Annotated in this window: 12 protein-coding genes; 4 read left to right on the plus strand and 8 right to left on the minus strand. The window is 52.2% G+C overall.

Annotated features, from left to right (window positions below; all coding sequences use genetic code 11):
- The gene (locus FED52_RS09375) at positions 1-1,167 is read left to right on the plus strand and encodes an FtsW/RodA/SpoVE family cell cycle protein (RefSeq protein ID WP_034776964.1); all 1,167 of its coding nucleotides are present in this window, start codon (positions 1-3) and stop codon (positions 1,165-1,167) included.
- 40 nt (positions 1,168-1,207) lie between these two features.
- On the opposite strand, the gene FED52_RS09380 is transcribed toward FED52_RS09375, so the two are convergent.
- From FED52_RS09380 to FED52_RS09390, 3 genes are read right to left on the minus strand one after another with little or no spacing between them, the layout of a single operon-like run.
- Positions 1,208-2,074 carry an RluA family pseudouridine synthase gene (locus FED52_RS09380; RefSeq protein ID WP_138859690.1) on the minus strand — a complete coding sequence of 289 codons (867 nt, stop codon included), beginning with the start codon at positions 2,072-2,074 and terminating at the stop codon, positions 1,208-1,210.
- 3 nt (positions 2,075-2,077) lie between these two features.
- Positions 2,078-2,875 carry an NAD kinase gene (locus FED52_RS09385; RefSeq protein ID WP_034776962.1) on the minus strand — a complete coding sequence of 266 codons (798 nt, stop codon included), beginning with the start codon at positions 2,873-2,875 and terminating at the stop codon, positions 2,078-2,080.
- Between the two features lie 11 nt (positions 2,876-2,886).
- Positions 2,887-3,531, minus strand: coding sequence for a GTP diphosphokinase (locus FED52_RS09390; RefSeq protein ID WP_034776960.1), 645 nt, complete (start codon positions 3,529-3,531; stop codon positions 2,887-2,889).
- Between the two features lie 107 nt (positions 3,532-3,638).
- On the opposite strand from FED52_RS09390, the gene FED52_RS09395 reads away from it, so the two are divergent.
- Both FED52_RS09395 and FED52_RS09400 read left to right on the plus strand, forming a co-directional pair.
- Complete coding sequence (locus FED52_RS09395) at positions 3,639-4,220, plus strand: CYTH domain-containing protein (RefSeq protein WP_205729338.1); 582 nt, start codon at positions 3,639-3,641, stop codon at positions 4,218-4,220.
- An 85-nt stretch (positions 4,221-4,305) separates the two neighbouring features.
- On the plus strand, positions 4,306-5,079 hold the full coding sequence (locus tag FED52_RS09400) for a DsbA family protein (protein ID WP_138859691.1): 774 nt from the start codon (positions 4,306-4,308) through the stop codon (positions 5,077-5,079).
- Positions 5,080-5,300: 221 nt separating this feature from the next.
- Here FED52_RS09400 and pepF read toward each other — a convergent pair whose 3' ends face one another.
- Genes pepF through cls form a run of 3 tightly spaced genes read right to left on the minus strand, consistent with a single transcriptional unit; the run spans position 5,301 to position 9,706 of the window.
- Positions 5,301-7,103, minus strand: coding sequence for an oligoendopeptidase F (pepF, locus tag FED52_RS09405; protein WP_138859692.1), 1,803 nt, complete (start codon positions 7,101-7,103; stop codon positions 5,301-5,303).
- A gap of 17 nt (positions 7,104-7,120) precedes the next feature.
- On the minus strand, positions 7,121-8,182 hold the full coding sequence (locus FED52_RS09410; protein WP_138859693.1) for a competence protein CoiA: 1,062 nt from the start codon (positions 8,180-8,182) through the stop codon (positions 7,121-7,123).
- Between the two features lie 12 nt (positions 8,183-8,194).
- Positions 8,195-9,706, minus strand: a complete 1,512-nt coding sequence (gene cls / locus FED52_RS09415) for a cardiolipin synthase (RefSeq protein ID WP_034776952.1) — start codon at positions 9,704-9,706, stop codon at positions 8,195-8,197.
- 81 nt (positions 9,707-9,787) lie between these two features.
- Here cls and FED52_RS09420 point away from each other — a divergent pair, with 81 nt between their 5' ends.
- Complete coding sequence (locus FED52_RS09420; protein WP_138859694.1) at positions 9,788-10,510, plus strand: SDR family NAD(P)-dependent oxidoreductase; 723 nt, start codon at positions 9,788-9,790, stop codon at positions 10,508-10,510.
- Between the two features lie 43 nt (positions 10,511-10,553).
- Here FED52_RS09420 and FED52_RS09425 read toward each other — a convergent pair whose 3' ends face one another.
- Both FED52_RS09425 and mecA read right to left on the minus strand, forming a co-directional pair.
- A complete protein-coding gene (locus FED52_RS09425) occupies positions 10,554-11,786 on the minus strand; it encodes a DUF2254 domain-containing protein (RefSeq protein WP_138859695.1) in 1,233 nt (410 codons plus the stop codon).
- 68 nt (positions 11,787-11,854) lie between these two features.
- Positions 11,855-12,511 (minus strand): adaptor protein MecA, encoded by a 657-nt coding sequence (mecA, locus tag FED52_RS09430; protein WP_138859696.1) that lies wholly within the window; start codon positions 12,509-12,511, stop codon positions 11,855-11,857.
- Between the last annotated feature and the right edge of the window lie 84 nt (positions 12,512-12,595).

Below are 12,595 nucleotides of genomic sequence, written 5' to 3' on the forward strand. Positions count from 1 at the left end.
ATGAACCGCATTCAATCTTATTTAAGAAGTTTAGACACGACACTTTTGACAATCGTCTTTTTCTTGATGGTCATAAGCCTTGGCGCCATTTACACGGCACAACCGATGTTGCCGACACGATTACAACATATCAACTTCGCATTCGATCAAGGAATCCGTTACATCATCGGGTTCGTGGCCATGTTCGCCATCATGACGATCGAGTACGAACAGTTGCGAAAAATTCACTGGTATCTCTATTCCTTCGGGCTCTTGCTGCTAGTGGGCTTGATACCGCTCCGGGATACGACACTCGTTCCAAACATCAACGGGGCGTACGGCTGGTACAACGTGCCAGGTTTCAGTTTTCAACCGGCCGAATTCATGAAGTTGTTTTTGCTCATCTCCATGGCTACGATCGTCTACGACCATAATAAACGCTACGGCTCATCCCAACAGGACACATGGCTGTTAATGAAGCTCGTCCTACTCGCCATTCCGCCGCTCGGACTGATTGTGACGCAACCGGATTTAGGGACCGGGCTGGTTCTCATCACGATGCTCGGGGCCATCATCATCGTCTCCGGAATCGGCTGGAAATGGTTGCTCGGTCTGTTCAGCGCCGCTGCCGTGACGATCGGCGGTTTCATGTACTTGTTCTTCTCCCATTTCGAGGTGTTGCAAAGCTTTGTTCCGGGACACGCCTTGAATCGATTCCAAGCGTGGATTTATCCGTATGAGTATTCCGACGACTTGGCGTTCCAATTGATTAAATCGCTTCAGGCGATCGGGTCCGGTCAAATGTTCGGGGCCGGGTACGGTCAAGGTTTGGTCTATTTGCCGGAGTCGCAGACCGACTTCATTTTCGCCGTCATCGCTGAACATTATGGGTTCATCGGTGCGGCCATCGTGATAATCGTCTTCTTCCTGTTCTTATACCGGATGATTCATATCGCGCTTGAGGCAAGCAGTCCGTTCGGCAGTTACATCGTGACCGCAGTCATCGCCATGTTCACGTTCCAAATTTTCCAGAACATCGGCATGACGATCGGTGTCCTTCCAATCACCGGTCTGACGTTACCGTTCATCAGTTACGGCGGGACCGGGATCATCATGAACATGATTGCCATCGGCCTCGTCATGAACGTCGCGTCGAAATCAAAATCGTATATGTTCGACGACGATTGAAAAACAGTCCCGCGCTCAGCTGAGTGCGGGACTGTTTGTATTATGCTTCAAGTCGAAAATCATGCGGGTATGTCGCCTCAATGACGAGTCTCTCGCCCGTCATCGGGTGGCAAAACGTCGCCGAGGCGCTGTGGAGCGCGTGACGGTCGAGTACGGTCTTACCACCGTACATCGTATCCCCGAGGAGCGGATGCCCGATATGGCGCAGATGGACGCGGATTTGATGCGTCCGTCCGGTCTCGAGGGCGATCGTCAGCGCTGTATATGCCTCGTGCGGCTCTACTTCGAGAATATGGGTCACGGCGTGCTGTCCGTCTACCGTCACGATTCGTTCCATGATTGAATCCGGGGCACGGCCGATGGGAGCGTCAATCGTCTGTGGCGAAACCTCACCTTCGACGAGAGCGAGATACGTCCGTGACAAGCCCCCGGTCTGTTGCAATTCACTGAACCGATGGTGCACGTACGCATATTTTGCGAACAAGACGACGCCGCTCGTGTCACGATCGAGTCGATTGATGACGTGAATCGCCGACTGTAATCCGATTCGCTCGTAATATCCGAGCACCGCATTGGCAAGCGTGTCGTCGGGATGAAGCCGGGACGGGATCGTCGCGATCCCAGCCGGTTTATCGACGGCGAGCAAATAGTCGTCCTCAAACAGGATCGTGAGCGGGCGTGACGAGCGGACCATCGTCTCCGCCGGCTGTTCGACCGGGAAATGGACCGTCACATCATCTCCTTCGCTGATGTCATAACGTACCGTCCGCGGCTCTCCGTTGACGAGGATGAGCCCCCCTTGTTTGATTTGGGTCAACATCTTGCGCGAGATGCCGCAGTCTGTCATTAAAAAATCGCGCAGCGGGACGTTCGCCCCCGCGACGCGATGCAATGTGAATCCGTACATCGGTTACTTCCCTTCCTCAATGAACGATTCCCGGACCCGTCGCCAAAATGGGAACGGGCGGAACCGGGCAAATGTCACTTTTTCTTTCGCGACCGCACAGCGAATCGAGCGCACGTTCGACCACGACAATGCTTCTTGGTGATCGAACGCGAGTTCGAATTCTGTTTTCGTGTGCGGCTCGATCTTCACTTGATGATGCTTCGGCAACAAGAGCGGTGAACCGATCGTCCGGTACACCAAGTTATTGATTGACGCCATCTCCGTCACTTGGATTGCTTCAATCGACGGATGGACGATGGCACCCCCGAGTGCTTTGTTATAGGCTGTCGACCCGGATGGTGTCGAAATACATAACCCGTCACCGCGGAACGTCTCGAAATAATCGTCGCGAATCGACAAGTCACAGACGAGCGTACGTTTATAGTTTTTAATCGTACACTCGTTCATGGCGAGTTGTCGTTCGGTCGTCCCGTCCTCGTAATCGATGAGCACCTCGACGAGCGGATAAGACACCGGTTCGAACGATTCGCTCGTGATCATTTCCGTCAACTCGTCGAGCTCGTCTGGTTGCCAGTCGGCGTAAAAACCGAGATGGCCCGTATGAATCCCGACGAGCAGCGTATCATCGAGCCGGTCGATATATTCGTGGAACGCTTGGAGCATCGTCCCATCCCCACCGACCGAGACGACGATCCGCGGCTCTTTCGAGACCGAATGCCCCGCTTCGGTCAATTTATTCGTCAACTCGCGCGCAATATCGGCCGAACGCGCGTCTCCCCGTGCTACAATCGCAAACTGCATGCCTTGGCCCCCTAGTCTTGGTCCGTTTGGACGTTCATTTCTTTATCCCGGAACACTTGCTGTGCATCTTGAATCTCGACGCGGAGCTGACTCATCTCGGCATCGAGCAAAAATGCCGCTTCAGCCGCCCGGCGCAGGCGCTCCTGCACCTCGACCGGCATATCCCCGTCGTATTTATAGTTGAGCGAGTGCTCGATCGTTGCCCAAAAGTTCATCGCAAGCGTCCGCACTTGTACTTCGACAAGCGTCGGGAACTCGCCATGAATCGTTTGAACCGGGTATTCGAGAATCAAATGGTAAGAGCGGTAGCCCGATTCCTTTTGGTTCGTGATATAGTTACGTTCCTCGACGATTTTAAAGTCGGTCCGGTGATGGAGCAGTTCAAGGACGTGGACGATATCGTCCACGAATTGGCACATGATGCGGAGTCCGGCGATGTCTTGCATCTCCGTCGACAACTTGTCGTAAGGGATTTGCTTTCGCTTCGCCTTCTCGAGAATGCTACCGACCGGTTTGACCCGTCCCGTGACAAACTCGATCGGTGAGTGGTCGTTTTGAGATTTATATTGTTTCCGAATCGCCTTGAATTTAACTTTCAGTTCATCGACCGCGATTTGATACGGCACTAAAAATTGATCCCAATCCATTGATTGCATATGCTGTCACCACTTTCGTTCATTTCGGAAAACCCTGCTTTTTCCGTATGTATCCGATTGTATGGTATCATAAACGAACAATTGTTCATAGAATGGAGCGATGATTTATGACCCAAGAAGTGGAAATTGAATTCAAATCGATGTTGACGAAAGACGAGTATGAGACCTTGCTCACCGCCTACGATTTAACGGACAAAGTGAAATGGCAAGCGAATGACTATTTCGATACACCGACGTTCGAACTGAAGAAGCACGGCGCCGCCCTACGAATTCGCGAGAAAAAACATGGCCAAGTGTTGACACTCAAACAACCGCATGACGTTGGACTGCTCGAGACGCATGCCCCAATCAATGAGGCAGAGGCCGAAAACTTGTTCAAATACGGCATCATCCATGACGACCAAATGAAAGAGGCGCTCGCCGCGTTCGACTTGTCCGGCCCGCTCGAACATCTCGGTCGCCTTGAGACGAAACGCGCGGAAATCGAGACACCAGACGGTCTGCTCGTCCTCGACGAAAGTCATTATTTGGAGATTCACGACTATGAAATAGAATTTGAAGTGACCGATGAAGCGAAGGGCAAAATCGCGTTCGAACAGCTTCTTCATCGCCATGGCATTCCCCTCCGGCCCGCCAAAAATAAAATCGTTCGATTCATGGAAGAAAAGATGCGTCGAAACCAAGGTTGAGCAGATACGTTGCCAACCTTTTTTTTTCGTTGCTACAATGAGCATACGATATATTTGATTTTTGTTTACGAGAGGAGGCGACACAATGGAACTTGAACAATGTAATGAGTCATCCTGTTCATTGGAAGAATCTTCTATCCAAGTAACATATAAGCCATTAGAGTTATTCTATTTCATGGACATCTCAGATCCAGACGGGCTTCACGTGATGACACTCATTAAAAAACTCGAACTTGAATACGGGCACTTGATTCGTTTCCGTATGGTTTCGACGGTTCCTAGTTGTGTTGGCGGATGTCAAGAAGAGGTTCGCCTTCTCACGATGATCAAGGCTATGGAGTTACAAGGGAAACGTCATGCGATGCGCTTCATGCGCCATCTGCATATTAACGATATCTTTTTGAAGGATGGCTCTAGCGACAGCGACTTATGGGAAATCGCCCGCTCGTTCGTCAGTTATGGACTCGACATCGATGAGTTGGCTGCCGATATCCAATCCAATCAACTGCTGAGCGCACTGGCGGTCGATCATGAGATCTTGAAAGACTGGGAAATCGAATCGCTTCCCGCCTTGACGTTCGTCACGCGTGACGAGGCGCTCAAAATCGAAGGACTCTATCCGTATGACGTCTATCAGGCTGTCATGGCCGAACTGCTCGGCTATGTACCGACCCGTGAGACCGATTGGAGCGTCGAGAAAGTGTTAGGACACTATGACGCCTCAACGATTACCGAGCTCGCTTTCATTTTAGAGCTCGACAAGCCTGTCATCGAAAGAGAATTAAAAAAACTGTCGCTCCAACAACGTTGCCGGCCTGTCCCGGGCTGCAGCGGCGAAGCTTGGGCGACGAATAAATGACACAACAAAACCCACGGCCGGGGAGCCGTGGGTTTTTTCGATGTTTCCCGCGGGGACGGAAAACATCGTACCCGAGTATCTATACAGATCACAGGTTGGGAGAAAGTTTACGGTCAAAAAAGGGGTTTGTGATTGATTTCACACTTATAATATACCGAGACGAGCGCACCGTGACAAGCACTTTGTTCATATTGTCACATAATGTTCACGCCCCGCTTCTTTTATTGGAAAAGTAACGCTTCCATCTCGTCTAGCACGGCCTCGAACTGATCGAGCGCTGCGAGCACCGGTGCTTTCGTCGTCATATCGACTCCAGCCGCCTTCAATACTTCAATTGGATAATCGCTCGACCCGGCCTTCAAGAACTTGTCGATGTAACGACGGACGGCCGGTTCCCCTTCGTCCATGATCTGTTGCGACAATGCGGCCGACGCCGAGATGCCCGTCGCATACTGATAGACGTAGTAGTTGTAATAGAAGTGCGGGATCCGTGCCCATTCGAAGGCGATCTCCCCATCGATGACGAGCTCGTCTCCGAAGTATCGCTTGTTGAGCTCGAGGTACGTCTCATTCAAGTACTCAGGTGTGAGCGAGACGCCATCTTGGGCCGCTTTATGGATCATATGCTCGAACTCGGCGAACATCGTCTGACGGAACAACGTGCCACGGAACGTCTCGAGCTGATTGTTCAAGAGATAGAGCCGCTCTTGGCGGTCTGTACGCGTCTTCAGTAAATAGTCGTTCAAGAGCGCCTCGTTCGTCGTCGATGCCACTTCGGCCACGAAGATCGAGTAGTCCCCATATGGATACGGCTGCGACGCCCGCGTGTAATGGCTATGGACCGAATGACCGAACTCATGGGCGAGTGTGAACAAGTTGTTGACGTTGTCTTGCCAGTTCATCAAGATGAACGGCTGCGTGTCGTACGCGCCTGAAGAGTAAGCACCGCTCCGTTTGCCACGCGTCTCACGGACGTCGACCCAGCGTGAATCGAGACCGTCCTTGACGATTTGGACGTACTCGTCACCGAGTGGTGCGAGACCCTTGACCATCAAGTCTTTCGCTTCGTCATATGGGATTTTCATGTCCACGTCTTTCACGAGCGGTGTATACAAGTCATACATATGCAGCTCGTCCACACCGAGTGCCCGTTTCCGGAGCGCGACGTAACGATGCAACAAGTCGAGGCGCTCGTTCACCGCTTCGACGAGACCGTCGTATACCGCTTCCGGGATGGCGTTATGATGGAGCGCCGCTTGACGGGCACTCTCGAACTTACGGACCGTCGCATAGAAGTTATCCTTCTTCACGCTGCCTGACAACGTCGAGGCGAACGTGTTCAAATATTGCTCGTACGTGCCGTACATCGCCTTGAACGCCCCTTCGCGGACGCTACGGTCGCTCGACTCGAGGAATGTGATGTAACGACCATGCGTCAATTCGACGTCTTCACCTTTCTCGTTCTTCACTTTCGGGAATTTCAAATCGGCGTTGTTGAGCATGCCGAACGTCGAACTCGACTGGCCGAGCACGTCACCAGCTTGAGCGAGAATCGCCTCTTCGGCTTCCGTCAACACGTGCGGACGCTCTTGCGCCAACTCGTCGAACGCATGGCGATAGACGTTGAGCGATTCGTGTTCCGCCATGAACGCCTCGATTTGACTCTCATCGATGGCGAGCAGTTCCGGCGTCATGAATGCGAGCTGAGCCGAGATTTGGGCCGCGAGCGAGCCCGCCCGGTCGTTCAACGCTTGGTAATGACTGTTCGACGTATCTTCGTCATAACGCATATGGGCGTATGTATACAGTTTATGCAATTGACGCGAGATGTCGTCGCGAAGTTGCAGGCCTTCAAACAAAGTAGAGGCTGATTCCCCGAGTTTACCTTTAAACTCGACCAAGGCCGGCACGTTTGCTTTCAATGCTTCAAAATCGTGTTCCCACGCCTGATCGTCCGCATAAATCGTCTCCAAGTTCCACGTCTCCTCGACGGGTACTTGTTGTCGTGTAAGTACTTCTGACATATGTCCACTTCCTTTTCCTAGTTTGTATACGATTTCGCCATGAATCGCTGAAACCCTTGAAATAATCGAAGATCGTGGAGAAGGGCCGTCTCTAGCGTCCTTGGGACGTGCCAATCCCCCACCGACTCCGTCATATCAAACACGTTCAAGAGTTGTCTCCATTGTACTTCAAACGCTTGGAGAAAGTCGCTTGTCGGGGTCACGTCAAACTGGCGGCACGTCTTTTCGATACTCCATGCGACGGAGTCGTCGGGACGCTCACGCCGATTCAAATAAAGCACCGTCTGAAACGTGAACGGATGGACGTGGATGCCCCAAAGCGAGGATAACGGCAAGTAACAGCAACTCGGCATAAGAGACGGTAGCATTCCGATCGGATACAACCGGTTCAAGACGAGCCGGCGGTACTGCGGCGTCGGATAGGGTGGGGTCATCCGGCGGCGCCGGACGAGTTGAACCCATTGTTGGGCGTCGAAACGATAATAACATTCGAACGGCGAACTCGAGAATGACGATACGGTCTGCCAATGACCAACGCCGCGTCTAACCGATATCGGGAAGCCAATGAAACGATAAAGTGATTGCTTGTAAGGGACATGGAAGCCATGCCGTCTAAACAGTTCGTGACGCATCCACGGCTGCAATGAAGGCCAAGTACTAGGTTCTAATCCGCTCGCCAGCCAGACGACATCGAGTCCGTTGTCGCGATAATGTCTCGTCCGCTCGACGTAAGACTCGATTGTGAGCGTCGACGCTTGAATTTCGATGACGAGACTCGTATCGTCGCGTCGGGCCAGCAAATCGGCACGACGTGCGCCGATGACGACTTCTTGTTCGACGGCGTAACCTTGTGTCTGAAGCCACTGCCGAACACCCCATTTGTCTTCGTGGTGCCCCGTCGACTCGCCTCGTCCACACGGATGGACATGTGCGAAATGAAGCCGTCGCCTCACACCTTGCTTGACGATGACCCGTTCCCCGCATTCTGGACACACAAAAGGGGCAAACGGTTCGATCCGCCCCCGACTTAACGTAAGGGCATCGACATACCCCCCTGTCCGATCGATGGCAAACCGCATCCCGCTTCCCCCTCATAGTAGTGGTGAAAACATTCGGGCCAATGACTCGACGAGTTTGATGAAGTACGACCGTTCCGAGAACGCCTGCAACTCCAACTCGTGTGACCCTTCAAAGTCTTTATAGAGATCTTGCTTGAGCTGATGGACGGAATTCGTGTTGTATAAGAGCGCATTCACCTCGAAATTGAGGTGGAAGCTCCTGAAGTCCATGTTCGCCGTCCCAATCGTCGCCAGCCCATCGTCGACGACGATGACTTTCGAGTGCATGAACCCTTCTTCATACAGATAAATCTTTACACCGGCGCTGAGCAGCTCCTCGAAGTACGACCGGCTCGCATAAAACACGATCTTATGGTCCGGATAACTCGGGAGCACGATTCGGACATCGATTCCTGATAGCGAGGCGGTCTTGAGCGCGCTCATGATGTCCTCATCGGGAATCAAATACGGCGAAGAGATATAGACCGATTTTTTCGCGGCGTTGATCAGCGCAAAATAGATCGACTTCATCGTCTCATACGGTTCATCCGGTCCGCTCGCCACGATCTGCACACCCCCGCTCGCGCTGCGTACCGTCTCGAGCGGTTCGAGATAAAACGGAGTGAACAGGCGCTCGCCCGTCATATAGTACCAGTCCTGCAAAAAGATCAGTTGCAGTTCCGACACCCCTTCCCCTCTGACGTACAGATGCGTGTCACGCCAGAAGCCGAACTTCGAATGTTCGCCCAAATACTCGTCACCGACGTTCAACCCGCCGGTGAACGCCTCCGTGCCGTCGATGACGACAATCTTCCTGTGGTTGCGGTAGTTCGTCTTGCTCGACACGAGCGGCAAGACGACGGGGAAGAAGGCTTGGACGTGGACGCCTGCTTGCCGCATCTCGTCGAAGAACGTCCCGCTCGTATGGATCGAGCCGACGGCATCGTACAAGAAGCGGACCTCGACCCCCGCCCTCGCCTTGTCGATCAAAATGCGTTGAATTTCCCGAGAAATACGATCTTCCCGGAAAATATAATATTCGAGATGGATGTGGCGGGTCGCCCCTTTCAAGGCGGGCAACAGTTTCGAAAACTTTTCTTGCCCGTTCGTCAGCACTTGCGTATACGTGTTTGACGAGACGGGTAATTGATTGAGTGACGACGTCAAATGGAGCAATTTCTCATAATCATCGTGGGAGAACATGAGTGACGGCGATAACGTCATCGCCTTCTGACGATAGGCGAGGTATGTCTCTTCATCGAGCATCGCTTTCTCTTTGAACATCCGCTTCCGGCGATAGTTCTGTCCGAACACGAAATAAGCGAACAGACCGACGACCGGGAAGCCGAGCATGACGATCGCCCAAATGAGCGTCCGTTGCGGATTGCGGTTCTCGAGCAAGATGACGAGCAAAATGCTGAACGTCGTCAAAAAGACGAGCACCGAGAACAAGCCAATCACTTGGGAGCTCCAGTAATATGATAATACGGCAATGAGACCTGCGAGCAAAATCAGGGATAAAAGGACTTGTATGCGTCGCAACATATTATAAACTGACCCCGTTTCTATCTTGTATTATCATAATTATACAACTTAACGCCATCTTTTGAGGGGAGCGAACGAAATATGGGCACATTTTTGATTACGGGAGCGACGAGCGGGATTGGACGGGCCGTCGCCCTCCGGTTAGCAGAGGAAGGACATGACGTCATCGGCATCGGCCGAGACGAGGCACGAGGCGAAGAAATCGAGACGGCATCCGCTCGCGTCACGTTTATGGCATGCGATTTGTCCCAACCCGACGACATCGAGGCGATGATGGACAAACTCAAAGACCGGGCCATCACGTTAGACGGACTATTCAATAACGCGGCGACGTTCGGGCACCCCGGGACACCAGAACGGTTGCCTGCGTCCGCGTTCGATGACGTCTTTGAACTGAACGTACTCGCGACAAACCGACTCATCCAACGCGCTATCCCGCTCCTCGCGAATGGAGCGAGCGTCGTCAACAACGCTGCCATCGTCGGCCACGTCAAATTCCCACCGATGCTCGGTCCATACGCCGCCTCCAAAGCGGCCGTCATCGCCTTGACGAAGACGTTCGCCCATCGAATGAAAGGCAAGATCCGCTTCAATGCGGTCTGTTTCGGTCCGGTCGACACCCCGCTCAGTCACAAGTTGTACGGCGGGGAAGCCAAGTTCCAAGAGGCGATGACCCATCATTTCCGGGGACATGCCGCTAAACCGGATGAAGTGGCGCCGGTCGTGACCTTCTTGTTGAGTGAGGCGTCGAGCCATATCAACGGCCAAGCCATTACGGTCGATGGGGGCTATACCCTCTCATGATGCACAGAAAGGAAGGGGTCTTCTCGGACCCCTTCCTTTCTCGTTAATCACGTATTTTCCGTGCTTTCGTCATCTGATTCGTCAAGAACGCTTTCTCTCGTGGATGCAACTCATCCAAGTCGAGCGCTTCCTCAAAGTAGTCGATGAAGTCCTCGAACGTTTCATCATGCGAGGCGTGTGCCTGAATCCGCGCGATTCGGATCGCCTCGAAGACGGATGCCATCACGAAAATGTCGTGACTCGCATACGTCTTCACAGGAGCGAACGCCTCGAACAATGTCGCTTCCATCGTTTTACGTTTGGCATGCCAATTGCTCTTGTCGTTGGAGAATAAAAAGTCGCCTGCCGGCAATCGGCTCAGTTCGCGTAAAATATCGCCGATGTAGTGAATCGCGTGAATCGCCGTATTCGGATCATTGATGCCCGGTGAGACGCCTTTCAGCGCGATCTCACTCAACTTCTCGATGACGAACGCTGGGTCTTGAATCGATGAACGGATTTCACCGATTTGGAACACGTCGATATCGGGCGCTTCTTCTGCGAGCCAATAGCCGAGAATATCTCCTTCCGCTACAAAGTCCCCGACGGCCACGACCGATTCGAAGTCGACGTCACGGCTCTCCTGCTTCCCGCTCGAGAACAGTTGGACGTAGCCCGTTCGAGAGGCATAGACCGCCTGTCCTTCGAACGTGTGAACCGTTCGTTTCGGGACGATGTACATGTCTTCCTCTTCGACCGCCCGTCTTTGGTTTTCGATGACAGATAGCGCTTCGCGGTGCAATGCCGATAAGAGGCGTTCCGCTTGAATCGAGACGCTGATCGTTTGAATGAATTTAACGAACGCCCAAATTGAGCTGACGACGAGCAGGACACTGATGCCTGAAGCGAGTACGACGTCTTCATCCGATGTCCGGATAAGGAACAAGTTCGTTATGCCGTACACCGTCGTCATGATGAACAGGCCGAGTGTATGCTTCGACGCCGAGTTCGTCAAAAAGTTATTGATCGTCCGAGGCGAGAACTGCGACGAATACGTAGTCAAGACGACGAGGATCGTCGAAAAGCTGAACGTCATCATCGTCATGAGGCTCGTGAACGACGAAGACAGGACAGAAGCTGCTGAATCCTTGTCTAAATAAATGATTTCCGGTAACAGCTCCCGAAAGAAGCTTCCAAAATATTGAGTCAGGAACGTTAACGCGATCCCTCCCACTCCGTATAAAAACGGGACGAACCAGGTGCTATCTTCCAACTTTAATTGAATCCGCTTGAGCATCACGACACCTCTTCATATGTATAAATTGGTAAAAAAATCGCCTGTCCACATGAACAGGCGATTAGGGTTTAGAAATAGTGACGGACTTTTGAGAAGACATCCCCGTCGAGAATGAGCTTGCCGTATTCTTCAAGCATCGCTAACGTCTGCGTGCTGAACGTCAAATACTCGGCTAAGAGACTTAATACGTTCTCTTCTTCTTCCGGTTCCATCTCGTCTGGGAAGTCAATCCACAAGTAATACCGATTGTCGTAATGGAATAACTTAAGGTTGACGTTGTTCAACGCTTCTCCTGCTCGTTTACTGAGCGAGATGATCGCCTCAAAGTCATCCGTTTCCATGGCGAGCGGAGCCCACGCCTCCGGCTCGGCTTCGATTTCATCAAGTTCACTCAATTGATCAAGCACCGATTGCTGATCGCGCGCCTCGTCGATTGCCGAGCGCAACAGTGACCCGAGCTCAGAATCGTCATCAGAGTCAATCACATTTTTCGCGATCGTCACGGTCAATTCAAGTCCTTTTTCAAACGCTTGTACTTGTATCCATAGTGGACCATCAAACGAGATATCTTCTCGTTCGTGCGCTTCGTCCATCATCTGCCAGAACAGCTGCTCACCACGTTCTCGGTTATACCAGATTTCATCACGAGCGAAACCGCGTTTCTCGATATCGACATACGTAATGAAAAATTTGACGGTGTTGTCGTTGATGCGCTCAATTTTCACGATTGTCCACTCCCTTCTCACCTCACTCCTACTTCAACAATTAAGGAGGAGAGGGGAAATTGTCTTGTTATCATAGTACCCTTT

This window comes from Exiguobacterium mexicanum (genome assembly GCF_005960665.1).
In the GTDB taxonomy this organism is placed as follows: domain Bacteria; phylum Bacillota; class Bacilli; order Exiguobacteriales; family Exiguobacteriaceae; genus Exiguobacterium; species Exiguobacterium mexicanum_A.

Bases quoted from the DNA above. Each gene is read 5' to 3' on its own strand.
- FED52_RS09400 (WP_138859691.1), top strand. From the start codon at position 4,306: ATGGAACTTGAACAATGTAATGAGTCATCCTGTTCATTGGAAGAATCT.
- cls (WP_034776952.1), bottom strand. From the start codon at position 9,706: ATGTTGCGACGCATACAAGTCCTTTTATCCCTGATTTTGCTCGCAGGT.
- FED52_RS09375 (WP_034776964.1), top strand. From the start codon at position 1: ATGAACCGCATTCAATCTTATTTAAGAAGTTTAGACACGACACTTTTG.
- FED52_RS09420 (WP_138859694.1), top strand. From the start codon at position 9,788: ATGGGCACATTTTTGATTACGGGAGCGACGAGCGGGATTGGACGGGCC.
- FED52_RS09380 (WP_138859690.1), bottom strand. From the start codon at position 2,074: ATGTACGGATTCACATTGCATCGCGTCGCGGGGGCGAACGTCCCGCTG.
- FED52_RS09395 (WP_205729338.1), top strand. From the start codon at position 3,639: ATGACCCAAGAAGTGGAAATTGAATTCAAATCGATGTTGACGAAAGAC.
- FED52_RS09390 (WP_034776960.1), bottom strand. From the start codon at position 3,531: ATGCAATCAATGGATTGGGATCAATTTTTAGTGCCGTATCAAATCGCG.
- pepF (WP_138859692.1), bottom strand. From the start codon at position 7,103: ATGTCAGAAGTACTTACACGACAACAAGTACCCGTCGAGGAGACGTGG.
- FED52_RS09410 (WP_138859693.1), bottom strand. From the start codon at position 8,182: ATGCGGTTTGCCATCGATCGGACAGGGGGGTATGTCGATGCCCTTACG.
- FED52_RS09385 (WP_034776962.1), bottom strand. From the start codon at position 2,875: ATGCAGTTTGCGATTGTAGCACGGGGAGACGCGCGTTCGGCCGATATT.
- FED52_RS09425 (WP_138859695.1), bottom strand. From the start codon at position 11,786: ATGCTCAAGCGGATTCAATTAAAGTTGGAAGATAGCACCTGGTTCGTC.